The sequence below is a fragment of the Marinobacterium marinum genome, assembly GCF_013868415.1.
GTDB lineage: Bacteria > Pseudomonadota > Gammaproteobacteria > Pseudomonadales > Balneatricaceae > Marinobacterium > Marinobacterium marinum.
Map to the genome: position 1 here is coordinate 132,891 of NZ_JACEMT010000043.1, position 18,391 is coordinate 151,281.

The 18,391-nt window shown below is 54.7% G+C and carries 26 protein-coding genes and 1 tRNA gene; 18 read left to right on the top strand and 9 right to left on the bottom strand.

The window, feature by feature from the left end:
• The first annotated feature begins 24 nt into the window (after positions 1-24).
• Positions 25-678, top strand: coding sequence for an HAD family hydrolase (locus tag H1S06_RS07720; RefSeq protein WP_181738889.1), 654 nt, complete (start codon positions 25-27; stop codon positions 676-678).
• A 22-nt stretch (positions 679-700) separates the two neighbouring features.
• On the top strand, positions 701-1,693 hold the full coding sequence (gene sppA, locus H1S06_RS07725; protein ID WP_407658773.1) for a signal peptide peptidase SppA: 993 nt from the start codon (positions 701-703) through the stop codon (positions 1,691-1,693).
• Positions 1,694-1,705: 12 nt separating this feature from the next.
• On the opposite strand, the gene H1S06_RS07730 is transcribed toward sppA, so the two are convergent.
• Positions 1,706-2,287 (bottom strand): Maf family protein, encoded by a 582-nt coding sequence (locus tag H1S06_RS07730; protein WP_181738891.1) that lies wholly within the window; start codon positions 2,285-2,287, stop codon positions 1,706-1,708.
• Positions 2,288-2,501: 214 nt separating this feature from the next.
• On the opposite strand from H1S06_RS07730, the gene H1S06_RS07735 reads away from it, so the two are divergent.
• From H1S06_RS07735 to H1S06_RS07800, 14 genes are all read left to right on the top strand, one after another.
• Complete coding sequence (locus H1S06_RS07735) at positions 2,502-2,936, top strand: YceD family protein (RefSeq protein WP_255482940.1); 435 nt, start codon at positions 2,502-2,504, stop codon at positions 2,934-2,936.
• 17 nt (positions 2,937-2,953) lie between these two features.
• Entirely contained in the window at positions 2,954-3,133 is a 180-nt protein-coding gene (rpmF, locus tag H1S06_RS07740) for a 50S ribosomal protein L32 (protein ID WP_181738896.1), read from the top strand.
• 2 nt (positions 3,134-3,135) lie between these two features.
• The gene (gene plsX, locus H1S06_RS07745; RefSeq protein WP_181738898.1) at positions 3,136-4,170 is read left to right on the top strand and encodes a phosphate acyltransferase PlsX; all 1,035 of its coding nucleotides are present in this window, start codon (positions 3,136-3,138) and stop codon (positions 4,168-4,170) included.
• A 111-nt stretch (positions 4,171-4,281) separates the two neighbouring features.
• Positions 4,282-5,211: an ACP S-malonyltransferase gene (gene fabD / locus H1S06_RS07750; protein ID WP_181738900.1), complete on the top strand. Its 930-nt coding sequence runs from the start codon at positions 4,282-4,284 to the stop codon at positions 5,209-5,211.
• 27 nt (positions 5,212-5,238) lie between these two features.
• Positions 5,239-5,982 (top strand): 3-oxoacyl-ACP reductase FabG, encoded by a 744-nt coding sequence (gene fabG / locus H1S06_RS07755; RefSeq protein WP_181738902.1) that lies wholly within the window; start codon positions 5,239-5,241, stop codon positions 5,980-5,982.
• Between the two features lie 180 nt (positions 5,983-6,162).
• On the top strand, positions 6,163-6,396 hold the full coding sequence (gene acpP / locus H1S06_RS07760) for an acyl carrier protein (protein WP_010323864.1): 234 nt from the start codon (positions 6,163-6,165) through the stop codon (positions 6,394-6,396).
• A 93-nt stretch (positions 6,397-6,489) separates the two neighbouring features.
• Entirely contained in the window at positions 6,490-7,728 is a 1,239-nt protein-coding gene (fabF, locus tag H1S06_RS07765; RefSeq protein WP_181738904.1) for a beta-ketoacyl-ACP synthase II, read from the top strand.
• A 44-nt stretch (positions 7,729-7,772) separates the two neighbouring features.
• Positions 7,773-8,588 carry an aminodeoxychorismate lyase gene (gene pabC / locus H1S06_RS07770; RefSeq protein ID WP_181738907.1) on the top strand — a complete coding sequence of 272 codons (816 nt, stop codon included), beginning with the start codon at positions 7,773-7,775 and terminating at the stop codon, positions 8,586-8,588.
• Positions 8,582-9,616, top strand: coding sequence for an endolytic transglycosylase MltG (mltG, locus tag H1S06_RS07775; RefSeq protein ID WP_181738909.1), 1,035 nt, complete (start codon positions 8,582-8,584; stop codon positions 9,614-9,616). Before pabC ends, mltG begins: the two co-directional genes overlap by 7 nt.
• 5 nt (positions 9,617-9,621) lie before the next feature.
• Entirely contained in the window at positions 9,622-10,257 is a 636-nt protein-coding gene (gene tmk / locus H1S06_RS07780) for a dTMP kinase (RefSeq protein ID WP_181738910.1), read from the top strand.
• Positions 10,250-11,239 carry a DNA polymerase III subunit delta' gene (locus H1S06_RS07785; RefSeq protein WP_181738912.1) on the top strand — a complete coding sequence of 330 codons (990 nt, stop codon included), beginning with the start codon at positions 10,250-10,252 and terminating at the stop codon, positions 11,237-11,239. The genes tmk and H1S06_RS07785 overlap by 8 nt, the downstream gene beginning before the upstream one ends.
• Before the next feature lie 19 nt (positions 11,240-11,258).
• Positions 11,259-11,606, top strand: a complete 348-nt coding sequence (locus H1S06_RS07790) for a PilZ domain-containing protein (protein ID WP_181738914.1) — start codon at positions 11,259-11,261, stop codon at positions 11,604-11,606.
• Between the two features lie 14 nt (positions 11,607-11,620).
• A complete protein-coding gene (locus H1S06_RS07795; protein ID WP_181738916.1) occupies positions 11,621-12,400 on the top strand; it encodes a TatD family hydrolase in 780 nt (259 codons plus the stop codon).
• Between the two features lie 8 nt (positions 12,401-12,408).
• Positions 12,409-13,302, top strand: coding sequence for a radical SAM protein (locus tag H1S06_RS07800; protein WP_181738918.1), 894 nt, complete (start codon positions 12,409-12,411; stop codon positions 13,300-13,302).
• Between the two features lie 66 nt (positions 13,303-13,368).
• Here the strand turns inward: H1S06_RS07800 and H1S06_RS07805 are convergent, their stop codons facing one another.
• The 7 genes from H1S06_RS07805 to H1S06_RS07835 form a co-directional block, all read right to left on the bottom strand.
• Complete coding sequence (locus H1S06_RS07805; RefSeq protein WP_181738920.1) at positions 13,369-13,929, bottom strand: chemotaxis protein CheW; 561 nt, start codon at positions 13,927-13,929, stop codon at positions 13,369-13,371.
• A gap of 4 nt (positions 13,930-13,933) precedes the next feature.
• Positions 13,934-14,725, bottom strand: a complete 792-nt coding sequence (gene hyi / locus H1S06_RS07810) for a hydroxypyruvate isomerase (RefSeq protein ID WP_181738922.1) — start codon at positions 14,723-14,725, stop codon at positions 13,934-13,936.
• Between the two features lies 1 nt (position 14,726).
• Positions 14,727-15,059 carry a TusE/DsrC/DsvC family sulfur relay protein gene (locus H1S06_RS07815; RefSeq protein ID WP_181738924.1) on the bottom strand — a complete coding sequence of 111 codons (333 nt, stop codon included), beginning with the start codon at positions 15,057-15,059 and terminating at the stop codon, positions 14,727-14,729.
• Position 15,060: 1 nt separating this feature from the next.
• On the bottom strand, positions 15,061-15,342 hold the full coding sequence (tusB, locus tag H1S06_RS07820; RefSeq protein WP_181738926.1) for a sulfurtransferase complex subunit TusB: 282 nt from the start codon (positions 15,340-15,342) through the stop codon (positions 15,061-15,063).
• Positions 15,339-15,701: a sulfurtransferase complex subunit TusC gene (gene tusC, locus H1S06_RS07825; RefSeq protein ID WP_181738928.1), complete on the bottom strand. Its 363-nt coding sequence runs from the start codon at positions 15,699-15,701 to the stop codon at positions 15,339-15,341. The genes tusB and tusC overlap by 4 nt, the downstream gene beginning before the upstream one ends.
• Positions 15,698-16,096: a sulfurtransferase complex subunit TusD gene (gene tusD / locus H1S06_RS07830; RefSeq protein WP_181738930.1), complete on the bottom strand. Its 399-nt coding sequence runs from the start codon at positions 16,094-16,096 to the stop codon at positions 15,698-15,700. Before tusD ends, tusC begins: the two co-directional genes overlap by 4 nt.
• Before the next feature lie 78 nt (positions 16,097-16,174).
• On the bottom strand, positions 16,175-16,855 hold the full coding sequence (locus tag H1S06_RS07835; RefSeq protein ID WP_181738972.1) for a Bax inhibitor-1/YccA family protein: 681 nt from the start codon (positions 16,853-16,855) through the stop codon (positions 16,175-16,177).
• A gap of 119 nt (positions 16,856-16,974) precedes the next feature.
• On the opposite strand from H1S06_RS07835, the gene H1S06_RS07840 reads away from it, so the two are divergent.
• Together H1S06_RS07840 and H1S06_RS07845 are read left to right on the top strand one after the other, a co-directional pair.
• Positions 16,975-17,062: transfer RNA gene (locus H1S06_RS07840), tRNA-Ser, on the top strand.
• A gap of 38 nt (positions 17,063-17,100) precedes the next feature.
• Positions 17,101-17,874, top strand: coding sequence for a pseudouridine synthase (locus tag H1S06_RS07845; protein ID WP_328515322.1), 774 nt, complete (start codon positions 17,101-17,103; stop codon positions 17,872-17,874).
• A gap of 10 nt (positions 17,875-17,884) precedes the next feature.
• On the opposite strand, the gene H1S06_RS07850 is transcribed toward H1S06_RS07845, so the two are convergent.
• Complete coding sequence (locus H1S06_RS07850) at positions 17,885-18,364, bottom strand: S-ribosylhomocysteine lyase (RefSeq protein WP_181738932.1); 480 nt, start codon at positions 18,362-18,364, stop codon at positions 17,885-17,887.
• Positions 18,365-18,391: the final 27 nt, after the last annotated feature.

Consider the following 18,391-nt stretch of genomic DNA (forward strand, 5'->3'; position numbering starts at 1 on the left):
CGATCCTGTAATAAGGAGCTAAACTTGTACAAGCTACTGATATTCGATTGGGATGGCACCATTATCGACTCCACTCAACGCATTGCATCGAGCCTTCGTGCTTCGGCTCGGGAGCTGGATTTGCCGGTGCCAACCTGGGAAGCGGCGCGGGACATTATTGGTCTGGGGTTGCCGGAAGCAATCAGGACACTGTTTCCCAATGAAGGGGATGCGATCATTAATCCGCTGCGTGAGCGCTATGCCTACTATTATATGGATGCGGACGAAACACCGGTTGAATTGTTTCCGGGGGTACAGCGAACACTGGAGAGCCTGAAGGACAAGGGCTATCGCCTTGCCGTCGCTACCGGTAAGAGTCGAGCGGGGCTTGAGCATGTATTTGCCGAAACAGGGTTGGGGAGTCTGTTTGAAACCAGTCGTTGCGCGGATGAAACGACTTCCAAGCCTGATCCGCACATGCTGCATGAACTGCTGGAAGAAACCGGCGTGCAGCGGCAGCAAGCCGTGATGATCGGTGATACCGAGTATGATCTTGAAATGGGTCAGCGTGCGGGGATGGATACGGTGGCCGTGAGCTATGGCGCTCATCACTTGGATCGGCTGCGGGTGCTGCGCCCGGTAAGGGAAATACATCATTTTACGGAACTGGAATTGTGGCTGGATGGTCTGTCAGCCTGAACTGTTTGAATGAGGGACTATTGTGAGTGAAAACCATTGGGGGCAGTCCGAGTCGTCTGCCGATACCCGTCCGAGCACTCAGAAAGAGTGGCGGCTGATTGAAAAAATGCTTGGCAGTCTGCAAGTTGAGCAGAGGCGGTCTCGCCGCTGGGGTATTTTTTTCAAGTTGTTAACGTTTGTTTACCTGTTCTCGTTGCTGGGTATGTTTTTCATCGGCAAGGACTTGGGGGGAAGCAAGGTTGTTGCGGCGGATCATACGGCTATCGTGGAGGTCAAGGGGCCGATCATGGATGGCGAAGATGCCAGTGCCGATACAATCATTGCCGCATTGCGGGATGCCTTCGAAGCTGAGCACAGCAAAGCGGTTGTTCTAAGGATCAACAGTCCTGGTGGCAGTCCGGTGCAGTCCGGTTATGTTTATGATGAAATCAAACGCCTGCGCGAGCTGAATCCCGAGAAAAAAGTCTATGCCGTTATTACCGATATCGGTGCTTCAGGAGCCTACTACATTGCGGCGGCGGCAGACGAGATTTATGCTGACAAGGCCAGCCTAGTGGGCTCTATCGGCGTGATTTCATCCAGTTTTGGCTTTGTTGACCTGATTGAAAAGCTTGGGGTTGAACGTCGCACGTTGACGGCCGGTGAAAACAAGGCCTTCCTGGATCCGTTCTCCCCCTTGAAAGAGAGAGATCGTGAATTTTGGCAGACAGTGCTGAATACGACGCATCAACAGTTTATTGAACAGGTCAGGAAGGGGCGAGGTGATCGCCTGAAGGGAGGTGATGAGCTGTTCACCGGTCTTGTCTGGAGTGGTGAGCAGGCTTTGGAGCTGGGGTTGGTTGACGGTCTGGGCAGCAGCTCGATGGTGGCACGTGAGGTAATAGGTGCCGAAAAACTGGTGGATTACACGGCACGACCGCAGCCACTGGATCGATTGATCGAGCGGCTTGGTGTCGGTGTGGCTAAAGAGCTGGCACTGCAGATGGGGCTGCGCAGCGATTATTCACTGCGCTGAGCCCGGGTTGTATCAGAAGGGGGCAACCCCTTCTGCTTCCAGCATGCGAATCAGGCGTATCAGGGGGAGGCCGATCAGGGTATTGGGGTCATCCCCCTCAAGGCGTTCAAAAAGTACGATGCCGGCACCTTCCGAGCGAAAGCTGCCGGCACAGTTGTAAGGTTGCTCATGCTCCAGGTAAGCCTCAATCATGGCATCGGTTAACTGTCTGAAATGCACGTGGAAAGGAACGGTCTCTACTTGAGTGCGCCCGGTGCGGGTGTTGAGCAGGCACAGTCCGGTCAGAAAGGTGACGGACTGGCCGGAAGCGGCTTGAAGCTGTTCGACGGCACGTTTGTGAGTGCCGGGTTTGCCGATGATCTGTCCGTTCAGAACGGCGGCCTGGTCTGAACCGATAACGAGCGCATTTTTGTAATAAGGGGCGACGGCGCGAGCCTTTTCCTCCGCGAGGCGTGCAACCAGTGCTGAGGCGCTTTCGTTTGGCAGAGGTGTTTCGTCAATCTCTGGGTGCTTGGTCCGGTAGGGCAGGCCCAATTTGTCCAGAATTTCCCGTCGCCAGGGAGAGCTAGAGGCGAGTACCAGAGTCGGAAGCATGATATTTCCTTATTTGATGCCACGGGTTACAAAATTTTCTGTTATTATATTAAACCTAATTTTAATCGCTTGAATCCCTATTTTCTTTGACAGCAGGGGGTTCTAATCATAGAATTGCGCGCTTATGTCGTACGGTCCATTACCGAAAAAAGTTGACCCTCGCAAACTTGCCGAGCGGGAAGCGGTATTCAAAGGCCCAGCAGCTATTGCTGATATGCCTCGTCTTGCATCCTTCTTGGTCGATGATAACGGTACTATTGATGCCGAAGTCGCGTTTGCCAAGGATGAACAGGGCCTGCGGGTTCTGAGTGGCACGATGTCCGGCACTGTCAGTATGACGTGTCAGCGCTGCTTGGAGCCGGTCAGTGTCGAGATTGAGGCTACTCTCAATCTGGCAGTTGCACTGACGGAAGAGCAGGCACAAAATTTGCCCCGCTACTATGATCCCTTGATCATGGAAGCGGACGAGATTGAACTGCTGCCAGTTATCGAGGATGAGCTGATGTTGAGTCTGCCGCTTGTCCCGTATCACGATGACTGCAGTATTCAGACCTCGTTCGGTGACGTGGAAACGGCCCGGACGCAGGAAGAAAAACCCAACCCTTTCAGTGTATTGGCCCAGCTTAAAGCCAAGGCCGATAAGAGTTAAACCAGGAGCTAGATACCATGGCAGTACAGCAGAACAAAAAGTCTCGTTCAAAGCGTGATATGCGCCGTTCTCACGATGCGCTGAGCAACCCGACTCTGTCTGTTGACGCAACTACCGGTGAAACCCACCGTCGTCACCACGTCAGCGCTGACGGTTTTTACCGTGGCCGTCAGGTGGTTGCCAAAGGCGACGAGTAAACTTGACAGCACAATATTGCATCGCCATTGATGCAATGGGCGGGGATTTCGGTCCCCGCGTTACCATTCCCGCCGCACTGGATGCCTTGAAGCGTCACCCCTTCCTGAAGATTTTGCTGGTCGGTCAGCAGCAGCAGTTGCAGCTGATACTCAAGCGCCACAATCAACTTGATCACCCCCGGTTGGAACTCCTCCATTCCGAGTCCGTCGTTGCCATGGATGAGCGTCCTGCTCTGGCTCTGCGACGTCGTAAGGACTCTTCCATGTACCTTGCTTTGCAGTCGGTTGCTGATGGGCGCTGTCAGGCCTGTGTCAGTGCCGGTAATACCGGAGCACTGATGGTCATGGGGCGCGGTATCTTGCAAATGTTGCCGGGCATTGATCGTCCCGCCATTACCTCGGCCGTTCCGACGCTGCATGGACACAGTTATATGCTGGATCTGGGGGCCAATGTGGATTGCTCGGCGGAGCATCTGCTGCAGTTTGCGATCATGGGCTCCGTGATGCTGAAGGCAGTAGAGCAAATCGCCCTTCCCAGGGTGGGTCTGTTGAATATCGGAGCGGAAGAGATCAAAGGTAACGAGCAGGTCAAGCTGGCCTCCCGCTTGTTGTCCGAGCAATCTGATCTGAACTATATCGGTTTTGTGGAAGGTGACGCGGTATTTGCGGGCAAGGCCGACCTGGTGGTATGTGACGGATTTGTCGGCAATATTGCGCTTAAAAGCAGTGAAGGGCTGGCGCGTTTGATCAGTCGCAAGGTGCGTACCAGTTTTACGCGAAATCTGTACCGTCGCCTGCTGGCGCTCTTGGCGCTGCCGGTTATCAAGGAGCTTCAGCAGCAGCTTGATCCTGGTCGTCGTAATGGCGCCAGTCTTTTGGGGCTGCAGGGCATCGTTGTAAAAAGCCACGGCAGTGCAAATCGTGACTGCTTTTCCCATGCGATCGACCAGGCCGTCTCTGAAGTGGAGATGAATGTGCCTGAACGCATCAGTGAACAGCTAGAGCGCTATCTGCAGCGTTCGTCTGCGTCGGAATAAGCCCGGGCATTCTAATTACCCCCGAATGTTGTACACTAACGGCCTGAAAAAGCCGTGTGTCTGCACCCAGGGCGCGGCATAGATGTCACTTGTACAAAATATGGGGAAACCATGTCGCAAACGCTTGCTTTCGTTTTTCCTGGCCAGGGCTCACAGCAGCTGGGAATGCTCTCCGAGCTGGCAGCAGAATACCCGGTCATTCAACAGGTTTTTGCCGAAGCCTCCGAGGCGCTGGGATTTGATCTCTGGCAGCTGACTCAGGAAGGCCCGGAAGAGGCTTTGAACAGCACTGAAAATACTCAGCCGGCCCTGTTGACCGCGGGTGTGGCGCTTTGGCGTCTCTGGCTTGAGCGTGGAGGTGACAAGCCGACCGTGATGGCGGGGCATAGTCTGGGAGAATATACCGCGCTGGTATGTGCCGGTGCCATGTCTCTGGCTGACGGTGTTCGTCTGGTGAAAATGCGCGGCGAGTACATGCAACAGGCTGTGCCGGCAGGTGCAGGGGCCATGGCTGCGATTCTGGGGCTTGGTGATGAAGCTATTGCCGATGCGTGTGCAGAGGCGGCGCAAGGTGCGGTAGTGGCTCCGGTGAATTACAACTGCCCCGGGCAGGTTGTGATTGCGGGTGAAAAAGCGGCTGTTGAACGTGGCATCGAAGCGTGTAAGGCGGCCGGAGCCAAACGTGCCGTACCTTTACCGGTCAGTGTGCCTTCTCATTGTGCCCTGATGAAACCGGCTGCCGAACAGTTGGCGGGTGTTTTGGCCGAAGTTAATCTGAGTATGCCCGAAATTCCGGTTGTGCAGAATGTCACGGCAAGTGTGGCAGCTGATCTGGAAGCATTGCACAGCAACTTGTTGGCGCAGTTGTACAGTCCGGTTCTGTGGACGGCATCGGTGCAGTGCATGGCGTCCGAGGGTGCGGATACGTTTGTAGAGTGTGGTCCGGGCAAGGTCCTGACCGGCCTGAATAAAAAAATTGACCGTGCTTTGGCGGGTGTATCCATCAGCGACCTTGCCGGCTTTGAAAAAGCACTGGGCTGAGCATTAACGGACATTAGGAACAGGAACATGAGCATTGAAGGTAAAGTCGCACTGGTAACCGGCGCGACGCGTGGCATTGGTAAAGCTATCGCGATTAATCTGGCGGCTCAGGGCGCGGTGGTGATCGGTACTGCAACCAGTGAAAAAGGGGCTGAAACCATTTCGGCCTACCTGGCAGAAGCTGGTTTTCAGGGTTCAGGCCTGGTGTTGGATGTGTCCGATTCTGTATCAGTTGAGGCCGTTTTGAAGCAGATACAGGCCGATTTCGGTGTGATCGAGATTTTGGTCAATAATGCCGGCATTACCAAAGATAACATCCTGATGCGGATGAAAGATGACGAATGGGATGGGGTGATCAATACGAACCTCAATTCAGTCTATCGTCTGGTGAAAGGTTGTCTGAGAGGCATGACGAAGGCGCGCTGGGGACGTATTATCAGCGTAAGTTCTGTTGTGGCGTCCATGGGAAATGCCGGACAGACAAACTATGCAGCGGCCAAGTCCGGTATGGAAGGTTTTACGCGTGCTCTGGCACGTGAAGTCGGTTCACGTAATATTACGGTAAACTGTGTTGCGCCGGGCTTTATCGATACGGACATGACTGCCGGTCTTGCGGATGAGCATAAGCAAAGCCTGCAGGCGCAGATCCCGATGAGTCGCCTGGGACAGCCGGAAGAAGTTGCTGCTGTGGTCGGATTTCTGGCCGGAAATGGCGGTGCTTATGTGACCGGTGATACTATCCACGTCAATGGTGGGATGTACATGTCCTGATAAGGGACAAATGCGAATACATAAAGATTTGTGTTTTTCGCGGATTTGTTGATAATTGGCCGTCAGTTGGCGGAGTAAGAAATTCACACCGTCACGCTTGTTGCCAGAGCGTAATGGGTTTTCTGGAATTCCGAATCACATCCTGCGATGTGATGGTATTGAGAAAAAATAGGAAGAGATATGAGTAACATTGAAGAGCGCGTAAAGAAAATCATTGCTGAACAGCTGGGCGTTAAAGAAGAAGAAGTTGTCAACTCTGCTTCCTTCGTCGAAGACCTGGGCGCTGACTCCCTGGACACTGTTGAGCTGGTTATGGCTCTGGAAGAGGAATTCGAAACTGAAATTCCTGACGAAGAAGCTGAAAAGATCACGACTGTTCAGCTGGCGATCGATTACATCAACGCTCATCAGTAATCAATCCCGAAAGAATTAGCCGAAAAGCCGCATCTATATGCGAATATAGTGCGGCTTTTCTTTTGTAAGGCCGTGTAGGGCTGGAGGAGTAGGATGTCTCGCAGAAAAGTTGTTGTGACCGGTATCGGTTTGCTGACACCCGTTGGGAATACCGTCAAGGAGACCTGGGATAATATCCTGGCCGGTAAAAGCGGGGCGGCACCAATTGAGCATTTTGACGCATCTCAATTCGCAACTCGTTTCTCTGCATCCGTAAAGGACGTTCCCCTGGATCTTTACATGAGTGCGAAAGAAGCACGCAAAATGGATCTGTTCATTCAGTACGGAATGGTCGCTGCAACCCAGGCCATCGAGGATTCCGGTATTGAGGCCCATGAGGGCAACGCACACCGTATCGGGTGTGCAATCGGCTCCGGCATTGGCGGCTTGCCGATGATCGAGAAAACGCACGACACACTTAAGGCGGGCGGCGCACGACGTGTTTCCCCGTTTTTTGTGCCGGGCAGTATCATTAATATGATTTCCGGTAACGTAGCGATCAAGTATGGCTTCCGTGGCCCCAATATCGCTATTACTACCGCTTGTACCAGTGGCACGCATAATATTGGCCATGCCATGCGTATGATTCAGTATGGCGATGCAGATGTGATGGTGGCTGGCGGTGCGGAAATGGCCACTACCCCGCTGGGTGTCGCCGGTTTCTCTGCAGCGCGTGCTCTCTCTACACGCAATGATGCGCCTCAGGAAGCCAGTCGCCCCTGGGATCGAGATCGTGACGGGTTTGTACTGGGAGATGGCGCCGGTGTACTGATCCTTGAAGAGTACGAACATGCCAAGGCGCGAGGCGCGCATATTTACTGTGAGCTGTCGGGTTTCGGCATGTCGGATGATGCCTTCCACATGACGGCGCCGCCTGAAGATGGTGCCGGTGCGGCCCTGTCGATGCAGAATGCAATCAGTGATGCGGCCATTGCTGCGGAGCGTATTCATTACATCAATGCGCATGGTACCTCAACGCCGGCGGGTGATATCGCCGAGTCCAATGCGGCCAAGCGTGTGTTGGGCAGTGCGGCGGAGCAGGTGCGCATGAGTTCAACCAAGTCCATGATCGGTCATTTGTTGGGGGCTGCGGGTGCGGTTGAAGCCGCTTTCTGTGTGCTGGCACTGCGTGACCAGGTGGCACCGCCTACCATCAACCTGGACAACCCTTCGGAAGGGTGTGACTTGAACTATGTTGCCAATGCCGCGCAGGAATGCACGCTGGACGCGACCATGTCCAACTCGTTTGGGTTTGGCGGCACCAACGGCACGCTGATCTTCAATCGTCTGTGAGGAGTGGAGAGCTTCGGCTCTCCCCGTATACAGTGCAACCGCAAATGCTGGTCAATGGCCATCCTGGTGAGCATGTCGATGCCATCGATCGAGGCGTGGCCTACGGACATGGTCTGTTCGAGACGTTTCTGGTCATCAACGGTGTGCCGATATTTTATGCCGAGCACCTGAATCGTCTGTTGTCCGGTTGTGAGCGTTTGGGCATACCGACACAGGGCTTGGCGGAGCAGCTGCGGCACGATCTGCAGCTGTTGTCGTTTCCGGAAGGGTACTCTGTACTCAAGCTGATACTGACTTGTGGTTCGGGCGGTCGCGGCTATTTGACGCCGAACCCGGCATCACCTACACGTATTTTCATGCTCTCGGCCATGCCAGTCTATCCTGACCAGCCTCATCAGGGGATCCGAGTCCGCTGGTGTCAAACACGCCTGGCTTGCCAGCCCCTGTTGAGTGGAATCAAACATCTGAATCGCCTGGAACAGGTTCTGGCACGTAATGAGTGGCAAGACCCCAGTGTGCGTGAAGGTTTGGTATGTGATAGTCGAGGCTATGTTATCGAAGGCACCATGAGCAATCTCTGCTTTATTCGTGGCAACCGATTGTACACGCCGGCGCTTGATCAATGTGGTGTCGAAGGCATCGTGCGTAATCAGGTGCTGATACTGGCAGAATCATCGGGGCTGGGGGTGGAAATCGGTCATTATAGACCGCAAGATGTCGAAGCGGCAGATGAGGTGTTTGTCTGTAACAGCCTGATCGGTATTTGGCCCGTCATTGAGCTGGGCGGCCGGAGTTACGCTTGGGGGCGATATACACGCCAGCTGCAGGCGGCGTTCAATCAACGGATGGTGCAATGCTGAAACGATTGATTCTATTCTTTTTCCTCTTGGCCGCTGTCGCCGCTGGGGCAACCTTCTGGCTACATCAGCAACTGCAACGAACCCTTGCTGCCCCGCTGCCGGTCAGTGAGGAACGTGAAATGGTGGTTGATCAGGGGACCTGGTTCCGCAAGTTTGCTATGCAGTTGGAATCGGAAGGACTGGTTGACTCTCATCTGTGGCTGCGTTTTGCCGCACAGCTGGACCCGGCTGTCACGGCCATCAAGGCTGGAGATTACCGGCTTGAGCCGGGTATGACTCTACAGCAATTGTTGGACAAGGTCGTGGCGGGCGAAACCATTGATTACACCTTTACTCTGATAGAGGGGATGACCGTCAAGCAGTTGCGTCAATCCTTGCAGGCCAACGAACGCCTGACGCATGAGACGGGTGAGCTGACAGATGATGAGCTACTACGTGCGCTGGGCAGTGACGCTGCCTCACTGGAAGGGTTGTTCCTGGCCGAGACCTATCACTTCAAAAAAGGCATGAGCGACCTGGAACTGCTCAAGCGTGCCCATGAGGATCTGAATCGAGTACTGGACAATGCCTGGGCCGAGCGGGCGAAAGGGTTGCCCTATGCTTCCCCCTATGAAGTGCTGATCATGGCCTCGATTATTGAGAAGGAAACAGGCGTGGCCTCTGAGCGCAGTCGGATTGCGGGCGTTTTTGTACGCCGCCTGGAGCGAGGCATGCGGTTGCAGACCGATCCGACGGTTATCTATGGCATGGGCGAGCGTTATCAAGGCAAGATCACCCGTGCCGACCTCCGGAGGCCCACTCCCTGGAATACCTATGTGATTGAGGGATTGCCTCCTACCCCTATTGCGTTGGTGGGGCGTGAGGCAATTAAAGCAGCGCTGACGCCGGATGATGGCAAGGCTTTGTACTTTGTTGCCAAGGGTGATGGCTCTCACCAGTTTTCAAACTCGCTGGAGGCGCACAACCGCGCCGTACGTCAATACCAGCTTCGGCGCCGCGCCGATTACCGCTCTTCACCGGAGAATTGAGATCGATGACCCGAGGATACTTTGTTACCGTAGAGGGGACGGAAGGCGTCGGCAAGACGACCAATCTGGACTTCATTCAGCGTCATCTTGAAGCGCAGGGAGTCAGGGTTGTACGTACTCGCGAACCAGGTGGAACACCGCTGGCCGAGGATATTCGAGCGCTTCTGCTGGCACCTCGCGAAGAGCCGGTTGCGAGCCTGACCGAGTTGTTGCTGATGTTTGCCGCTCGCGCACAGCATCTGCAGCAGGTGATCCTGCCGGCACTGAATGCGGGGCAGTGGGTTTTATGTGACCGTTTCACCGATGCCACTTATGCCTATCAGGGGGGCGGACGTGGCATGGATATCGCGCAGATTGCGGCACTGGAACAGTTGGCGCAGGGGGATTTGCGTCCTGATCTTACGCTGCTGCTGGATTTGCCGGTTGAAACCGGACTGGCTCGTGCTCGTGCCCGGAGTACGCCGGATCGTTTCGAGGCCGAAAAAATACACTTCTTCGATGCCGTGCGTACTCACTATCTGGCGCGTGCCGCTCGAGAACCGGAACGTTTTGCGGTGATCGATGCCGAGCCTGTACTGGCTGATGTGCAAGCGCAGATCCTTACGGCGCTGACGCGTCTGGATGTGACGACTGATGTCTGATTTGTTGCTCCCCTGGTTTCTGACCCAATGGCAGCGCCTGTGCGCGCAGCACCAGGCCGATCGCCTGCCGCATGCCTTGTTGCTGTCGGGGCCTGCCGGGGTAGGGAAGGGGCGCTTTGCCCAGGCACTTGCCAATCTTCTGCTATGCCATGAGCCTACTGCAGCAGGCCCTTGTGGGCATTGCCACAGTTGTGAACTGCGTATTGCCGGACACCATCCCGACCTGGTAAGAATATCGCCGGAGGCTGAAGGCAAGCCGATCAAAGTGGATCAGGTGCGCCTGCTGATTGATCATTTACACAGTACCGCCCAGCAGGGGGGGTACCGAGTGGTTATCATGGAGCCGGCAGAAGCGTTGAATACGTCTTCGGCCAACGCATTGTTGAAGATTCTGGAAGAGCCTGGTCAAAACACCCTGTTGATTCTGGTGTGTCACCAGCCGGGCCAATTGATGCCCACGATTCGCAGTCGCTGTCAGCGTATCGATTTTACCACGCCGGGGGTGGAGCAAGCCGTGGCCTGGCTGGTTGATACCCTGGCGCTTGAGTCCGACAGGGCCGAGCAATTGTTGCGTCTGTCGCATGGCGCACCACTGCGAGCTCAGCGCCTGTATGAGGGCGATGTACTTGAACAGCGCAAAAAGCTGTTAACGGGACTGGCGGATTTGTTGCGAGGGCGTGCAGCTGTTACTGATCTGGCGCTACAGTTTGGCAAGTTTGACCTGCTACAATGCCTTGATTGGTTAAATAGCCTGCTCAGCGACATCATACGCATACAACTGGCCGGAGTGTCTGAGCCGGTTGTGAATACGGACATGACGCGCATGCTGCAGGCGGTTGCCAGACAGGCCGGTAGCGCTAAAATATTTGCATTGGCCGATCGCATTCAGGAAGAGCGCGTTAGCCTGATGATGCGGCAGAATCCGAATCGGCAGCTGTTGCTGGAGCGACTGTTGCTGCAATGGTCTGATCTGGCACGATAAACATAGGAGTGTTGAGTCCATGTCCATCATACCGCGTATCAGTCACGGTATCCTGTCGCTGACAATAGACAATAAGGAAAGCCTGTACAGGGCCTATATGCCCTACATCACCAACGGTGGTCTGTTTATCCCCACGACACGAACGTATCAACTGGGAGAAGAGGTCTTCATGCTGTTGATGCTTATGGACGAACCGGACAAGGTGCCGGTCACTGGTAAGGTGATCTGGGTAACGCCGAAAGCTGCACAGGGTGGACGTACACCCGGTATCGGCATTCAGTTGTCGGCCGATGACTCGACACTTGTGCGCAAGATTGAAACGTATTTGGCGGGCATGGCTGCAGGCCGCCGCACTAATACCTTATAAGTACTAGAGAACCGATGTTAATAGACTCGCACTGCCATCTCGACATGCTGGATCTGTCCAGACATGAGAACTCGCTGGATAACGTAATGGCGGCGGCACATGACAAACAGGTTAACGAGATGCTGTGCGTATGCGTTGATCTGAAAGCATATGACGGCATGCGCCAGGCCGCCGAACGTTTTGACAATGTCTGGTTTTCGGCCGGCATCCATCCGCTTCACATGGATAAAAGCGCCTTTGATCGCGACCATCTGGCCGCTCTGGCAGCTGACCCACGGGTGGTTGCCCTGGGAGAAACCGGACTGGATTATTACTATTCGACTGACACACTGGAAGCACAGCAGGCGAGCTTTGCCGGTCATTTGGCGCTGGCAGGTGAGCTGGATTTGCCCGTGATTGTTCATACGCGTGACGCGAGAGAAGATACTATTCGGTTGATTCGAGAGCATGGTAATCCGGATTCTGCCGGGGTGTTGCACTGCTTTACGGAAAGTCTGGACATGGCCAAGGCTGCGTTGGATCTGGGTTATATGATCTCTTTCTCCGGGATTATCAGCTTCCGTAACGCGGCCGAGCTGCGTGAGGTGGTGAAGGCGGTGCCGCTGGATCGTATGCTGGTGGAAACCGACTCTCCCTACCTGGCACCGGTACCTTATCGTGGTAAACAGAACCAGCCTGCCTACGTGGCCGAAGTCGCTGCCTGTGTTGCAGAGCTGAAAGGAGTTTCGTTAGACACCGTCGCGGAACACACCAGCGCCAACTTTCGCCAGTTGTTCAAGCGCACCCGCGTTTAGTGAATACCATGTATTATCAGCCCCCGATTGACTATATCGAACCTGTGTTTCGTCCGCCCAGCGAGGCGGATTCGCTTATTCTGCAAGTGAGTAATGGTTGCAGCTGGAATCGCTGCACGTTTTGCGACATGTATACGGATGCGCAGAAAAAATTCCGTCCCCGACCGGAGATGGAGGTGTTGGCAGAAATCGAACGCTGTGGCCGGGCGATGCCTTGGGTGCGCCGAGTTTTTCTGGCGGATGGTGACGCCATGGCGCTGTCGATCCGGCGTCTGGAGGCGATTCTGCAAGCAATCCGCACCCACCTGCCACAGGTCGGGCGAGTCTCGGCTTACTGCCTGCCCGCCAATCTGAAACGCAAGAGCGTGGACGACCTGGTGCGCTTGCGTCAGTTGGGGCTGACACTGATCTATATGGGAGCCGAAAGTGGCTGCAACGACGTATTGCAGGCGTTTGATAAAAATGAAACCTTCGACTCCACCGCCGAAGCCTTATTGAAGGCCCGGGAAGCCGGTATCAAGCGTTCGGTAATGCTGATCAACGGGGCAGGCGGGCAATATTATTCCGAACAGCACGCGCTGGAGTCCGCACGGTTGGTGAATCTGACTCAGCCGGAATATCTGGCAACACTGGTACTGTTCTTTCGACGAGATACCGAGGCACGAGTCAGAGCCGGTTACAAAGGTCTGTTCCAGCCTCTGGGCCCTGAAGGGCTGTTTCGAGAAATGCAGACTTTGATTGGCGCCACGGAACTCGACCAGACAATTTTCCGCAGTGATCACGTGTCCAATCGGCTGATTTTGAAGGGTGTGCTAGGCAAGGATAAAACGAAGATGCTGGCCGAAATCGATGCCGCCATCGACTATGCCGCCCGGCATGACATCGCCCTGTACCAGGGGTAGTTGATCATGGAAGGGAGTTGGCTGCCTTCATCCGAGCGGTCGCTGCCCGGATGAAGGTGCGCCGCTTCAGGGAGCGGCAGTCACATCGTCGTCGTTCAAAGGGGTGATGCTGAGCAGCATTTTGCCCAAATCCAGCAAAATAATCAGAATATTGTTGTGGTAACACACGCCTTGTACAAAGCGCTTGCTTGAGTCATCCCCGGAGATACTGGGCGCACGATCGACATCTTTTTGCGGCAGGTTAATCACCTCGTCGACACTGTCTACGACCAGACCGATAACTTCCTGCTCATTGAACTCGACCACAATGACGCGAGTATCATCATCGTAAGGGGCCAGTGGCAAACCAAATGTCTGCCGGGTATCGATCACGGTCACCACATTGCCGCGCAGGTTGATAATGCCGAGAATAGAGCTGTCAGCTCCCGGAACCGGCGTTATTTCGCTGAAGCGCAGTACTTCTTTGACTTGCATGACATCAATGCCGTACAGCTCATTGTCGACCCGAAAGGTTGCCCATTGATGATAGGCGATTTCTTCTTGCTGTGTGCGCCGGGCATGCTCCGATTCGGCACGTTGCCCATCCTGCAATGTTTTCAGTAATTCAGCCGCTGCATTCAAGCTCATTGCGTTAGTCCTGTGTCATCCAAGTTTTCAACCATCCCAGGCCATCTTCTGTTTGCCCTTTCGGGATGTACTCCAGGCTGACATGCCCCGAATACCCCAAATGCTCAAGCGCCTTGAACAGATTTGTAAAATTGATTTCTCCGGTGCCCGGTTCGTGGCGACCGGGTACGTCGGCGATCTGTATATGCCCGATTTTGTCTGCATTTTGCTGCAAAGTCGAGATCAGATTCCCCTCCATGATCTGCATGTGATAAACATCATACTGCAGCCGAGTTGCAGGTAGCTCGAGCCGTTGGATAAGCTCGATGGTCTGAGCGCTTCCGTTAAGGTAAAAGCCGGGCATGTCCTGAGTATTGATGGCTTCGAGCATTAACTCAATACCGGCTTGAGCGCAACGTGTCGCCGCCAGCTTAAGGTTATGTATCAGGGTGCGTTCAACCTGCTTTTCAGGAGCGCTGGCCGGGGGAATACCGGTCAGGCAGTTCAGGCGCGGGACGCTTAGGGCACGTGCCCAGTCAATGGCCTGGTCCACGGCTGCCGAAAAGTCGTCTTCGCGCCCCGGTATACAGGCCAGGCCCCGTTCACCTGCGGCCCAGTCACCGGCGGGGATATTGATCAGCACCAGTGTCTGTTGCTGAGTATCGAGTGCCTGTTTGATCTGTTCTAGCGTCAGATCATAAGGAAACTGGATTTCAACGGCATTAAAGCCCGCTGTGCGGGCGGCCGCAAAGCGTTCGATCAGAGGGCGTTCCGTAAACAGGAGGCTCAGGTTGGCTGCAAATTTTAACGTGCTCATCTTAAAGGCAGTTGTCCGGTTTGGGTAATCCGGCCAGTCGCGCTATGCGCTTGGCAGGGCTGCCGGGAAAGAGTTTCATCAGATAAATGCTGCGTCCCTTATCCTGTCCCAGCTTAGTGGCCACGGCCTTGGTCAAGGGGCGCATGGCAGGGGAAAGCTGATAATCCTGATAAAAGTCACGCAGAAGGTAGATGATCTCCCAGTGTGCGTCGGTCAGCTCCAGCCCCTCTTCGTGTGCAAGATGCTCGGCGACAGCCGGTGTCCATGCATGGAGGTCGTAGAGATATCCCTCTTCATCCAGCGCGATGGCATGTCCGTTTACGATCAGTTCCATATCAAAACCAGCTTACAATGCGTGTGTGCTGTACCGTCAATGCGACGAATCCGGCATCATCAACCTCATTCAGGCTGTCAGTACCAATCCCGCGTGCCTGACAATCCGGTGCTAATACAACCACGCGAGCGGACAGGTGCGAGAGTTCTCTGCGGTGCAGGGGAAGAGCCCAGTAGGTGCCGTCTTCGATCAGCAATAATGTATCTTCATCGGACAGAGCCTGACGGCAGCTCAGGAAGGTTGTGCGGTCACTGGGAGACGTGTTGAGTATATGCAGGGTCATACCGTGAGTACCACATCATGTCGGTTGATCAGTGCCTGCAGCTCTGTAGCGCTTAAAACCGTAGGGGCGGGCTCCAGGCGCTCGGCCTCCAGACCATGCAGGCTCAGGCTGTACAGGCTGGTATAAATCTGTTCGATATCATACAGGGGGAGAGCCCCCAGCATGGCGTTCAGATTTTTTTCGCCTATTTTTCCGCTGTTCTGGTCAGGTAGCAGCTGCAAGATGCCATCATCCAATAGTAACAGTGAGACCGACAGGTCAAAAACGGCACCACTGAGCGCGATATCCAGGGCATCCCGTGCCGCTGAAGAGCCGTAGGGAGGCTTGCGACAGATAACCAGGAGTGACTTCTGGCTCATTGCGGGCCTCCAAAGGTTACGACTCGATCGGATACGATACTGGCTTCAACCAGCTGGCCAAGGCCGGATAGCTCGAAACCCTCGGCCAGGTTATGAGCCGTTTTCTCATAGCGTTTGGCTTCGTGCTCATCCAGTACGCCTCGGCGCACGGCAGCTGCGATGCACACCACCATGTCAAGCTGATGCTCCTGCGCCAGTTGTTGCCATAGAGCGGGAATATTCTGCTCGTCACGTGGTGGAGCGGTCAGCGTATTGGCGGTGTAGACACCGTCGCGGTAGAAGAAAACACGATGAATGGAGTGGCCTGCAGCCAGCGTGGCTTTGGCGAAACGCAGTGCCGTACCCGCCGTTGCTGACTGGTAAGGTGCGTTATGAATGATAAGGGTATAAATCATACGGCCTTGAACCCTGAATAAAAAAGCCCCGCAATCTTACCAGATTTGCGGGGCTCGGGTGATTACGCCGGTAGCTGGTTAGTCGTCGCTGAAAGCGCCGACCAGGCTCAGCAGATGAACCAGCAGGTTGTAGATGCTCAGGTACAGGCCAACAGTGGCGATGACATAGTTGGTGTAACGGCCGTTAACGATGTTGCTGGTGTCATACAGGATAAAACCGGACATGAGCAGCACAACCGCGCCGGAGAACGCCAGCTGCATGCCGGAGATGTCGACTCCGAACAGCGGTAGTACGAACAGCGCAACCATGGCCACGATCAGAATAATGGAGCCTGCCGCCAGGAAACCACCCATGAAGCTGAAGTCCTTGCGGGAGGTCAGCACGTAGGCAGAGAGGCCCAGGAACGTGATGGCGGTCATGCCCATGGCGGTCATCACGATTTCACCACCATTCGGCAGCGCCAGGTAATGGTTCAACAGGGGGCCAAGTCCGAAGCCCATCAGGCCGGTGAAGGCAAATGTCAGTGGCAGGGCCGCCGCGCTGTTCTGCTTGCGGTTGATCACAAACAGCAGGACAAAACTGAGCAGAACACTCCCCAGATACACCATGAACGGGGGGTTGATCGCCATTGAAATCCCCGCTGTAGCCGCACTGAATACCAGTGTCATGGCCAAAAGCATGTAGGTGTTGCGAATGACTTTGTTGGTTTCCAGTATCGATTGCGACGACCGGGCTTCTATAGAACGCGCGTTATCCATCATGAACCTCTTCAATTATTTCCATCTATCCGCAATGATGAGGGTTTATACCGTTTTTTCAACATTATTTGATGGTTTGACTTCAAAAAGATTCTCGGTAGAATCTCTTTCTGCTGTACGGAGGGGTGGCTGAGTGGTCGAAAGCACCGGTCTTGAAAACCGACGAGTCGAGAGGCTCCCAGGGTTCGAATCCCTGCCCCTCCGCCATCTATTCTTGAGACCATCCTCCTCTGTACGAGTTCCCCGTGTCCGAATCCATACTGCCCGATCTCGATATTGTGTACGAGGACGAATACCTCGTTGCCCTCAATAAGCCTGCGGGGCTTCTGGTGCACCCCAGCTGGATTGCACCTGCCCGTACGCCGAATCTGGTTTCGTTGCTGAAACAGCGTTATCCCGGAGAAACGGTGCATACGGTGCATCGTCTGGATCGGGCAACATCCGGTGTGATTGTCTTTGCACGTCAGAAACAGGTCGGTCAGCATCTGCAGCAGCAGTTTATTGACCGGGTGGTCAACAAGACCTATTTGTGTGTCGTGCGCGGCTGGACTGATGAAGCCGGGTTGATTGACTATCCACTGAAACCGATTCATGACAAGCGCGAGGACCCGCGGGCCAATCCGGATAAGGAACCCAAGGATGCCGTGTCGGCCTACCGTCGTGTGGGGACCGTTAGTCTGCCGATTCCCGTTGGACGCTACCCCGAAGCCCGTTACTCATTGGTCGAAGTCAAGCCGACGACAGGGCGCAAACACCAGATTCGCCGTCATATGAAGCATATCCTGCATCCGATTGTGGGAGATACCAAGTATGGTGAGGGGCGTCATAATCGCTTGTTCAGAGAGCATCTGGACCTGCATCGTATGCTCCTGATGGCCACGCACATCGAGTTTGTGCATCCGGTCACAGAGCGCAAAATGCATCTCCAGGCGGGGGTTGGGGCTGAGGTCGAGCAGTTATTTCACCGGCTTGGCTGGGATGAGGGATATCCGGTTACTGCCGGAGCAGATCAGCAGTAACCGGTGTTCATCAGGACAACCAGTTATCCGGGTCGTTTTCGTCGGCAAATACCTGTGGCCACTCATCACGGCGGTTGAGCATATCCTGAGCAATCGCCTTGGCGCCTTCCAGATCGTGGCTGGCGGCCCACCCGCACTGCAGTTCGTTGCACGCCGGTACGGCGGTGGCAGCCAGTACGTCTTCCAGAGTGCGTGCAAATACATCCAGAATTTCAGTGTAGTTGTCGTGATTAAGAACCGAGAGGTAAAAACCGGTCTGACAACCCATCGGCCCGAAGTCCAGCACGCAGTCCAGGTGATTGCGGATCATTTCGGCAATCATGTGTTCCAGTGAGTGCAGTGCCGGCATCGGCATGTGAGCCTGGTTCGGCTGGCAGAAACGTACATCGTATTTGTGTACCCGGTCCTTCAAGCCTTCCGTTACGCCGACCAGGCGAACATAGGGGGCCACAACCTTGGTATGGTTGAAATTAAAAGATTCGACGTTCATGTTGTTCCTCTGTGTTGTCTTAAAACG

Excerpts from the sequence above, each read along its gene's own strand:
- H1S06_RS07730 (WP_181738891.1), bottom strand. The coding sequence starts at position 2,287 with ATGCTTCCGACTCTGGTACTCGCCTCTAGCTCTCCCTGGCGACGGGAA.
- H1S06_RS07735 (WP_255482940.1), top strand. The coding sequence starts at position 2,502 with ATGCCTCGTCTTGCATCCTTCTTGGTCGATGATAACGGTACTATTGAT.
- rpmF (WP_181738896.1), top strand. The coding sequence starts at position 2,954 with ATGGCAGTACAGCAGAACAAAAAGTCTCGTTCAAAGCGTGATATGCGC.
- fabD (WP_181738900.1), top strand. The coding sequence starts at position 4,282 with ATGTCGCAAACGCTTGCTTTCGTTTTTCCTGGCCAGGGCTCACAGCAG.
- fabG (WP_181738902.1), top strand. The coding sequence starts at position 5,239 with ATGAGCATTGAAGGTAAAGTCGCACTGGTAACCGGCGCGACGCGTGGC.
- acpP (WP_010323864.1), top strand. The coding sequence starts at position 6,163 with ATGAGTAACATTGAAGAGCGCGTAAAGAAAATCATTGCTGAACAGCTG.
- fabF (WP_181738904.1), top strand. The coding sequence starts at position 6,490 with ATGTCTCGCAGAAAAGTTGTTGTGACCGGTATCGGTTTGCTGACACCC.
- pabC (WP_181738907.1), top strand. The coding sequence starts at position 7,773 with ATGCTGGTCAATGGCCATCCTGGTGAGCATGTCGATGCCATCGATCGA.
- mltG (WP_181738909.1), top strand. The coding sequence starts at position 8,582 with ATGCTGAAACGATTGATTCTATTCTTTTTCCTCTTGGCCGCTGTCGCC.
- tmk (WP_181738910.1), top strand. The coding sequence starts at position 9,622 with ATGACCCGAGGATACTTTGTTACCGTAGAGGGGACGGAAGGCGTCGGC.
- H1S06_RS07785 (WP_181738912.1), top strand. The coding sequence starts at position 10,250 with ATGTCTGATTTGTTGCTCCCCTGGTTTCTGACCCAATGGCAGCGCCTG.
- H1S06_RS07790 (WP_181738914.1), top strand. The coding sequence starts at position 11,259 with ATGTCCATCATACCGCGTATCAGTCACGGTATCCTGTCGCTGACAATA.
- H1S06_RS07795 (WP_181738916.1), top strand. The coding sequence starts at position 11,621 with ATGTTAATAGACTCGCACTGCCATCTCGACATGCTGGATCTGTCCAGA.
- H1S06_RS07800 (WP_181738918.1), top strand. The coding sequence starts at position 12,409 with ATGTATTATCAGCCCCCGATTGACTATATCGAACCTGTGTTTCGTCCG.
- H1S06_RS07805 (WP_181738920.1), bottom strand. The coding sequence starts at position 13,929 with ATGAGCTTGAATGCAGCGGCTGAATTACTGAAAACATTGCAGGATGGG.
- hyi (WP_181738922.1), bottom strand. The coding sequence starts at position 14,725 with ATGAGCACGTTAAAATTTGCAGCCAACCTGAGCCTCCTGTTTACGGAA.
- H1S06_RS07815 (WP_181738924.1), bottom strand. The coding sequence starts at position 15,059 with ATGGAACTGATCGTAAACGGACATGCCATCGCGCTGGATGAAGAGGGA.
- tusB (WP_181738926.1), bottom strand. The coding sequence starts at position 15,342 with ATGACCCTGCATATACTCAACACGTCTCCCAGTGACCGCACAACCTTC.
- tusC (WP_181738928.1), bottom strand. The coding sequence starts at position 15,701 with ATGAGCCAGAAGTCACTCCTGGTTATCTGTCGCAAGCCTCCCTACGGC.
- tusD (WP_181738930.1), bottom strand. The coding sequence starts at position 16,096 with ATGATTTATACCCTTATCATTCATAACGCACCTTACCAGTCAGCAACG.
- H1S06_RS07835 (WP_181738972.1), bottom strand. The coding sequence starts at position 16,855 with ATGGATAACGCGCGTTCTATAGAAGCCCGGTCGTCGCAATCGATACTG.
- H1S06_RS07850 (WP_181738932.1), bottom strand. The coding sequence starts at position 18,364 with ATGAACGTCGAATCTTTTAATTTCAACCATACCAAGGTTGTGGCCCCC.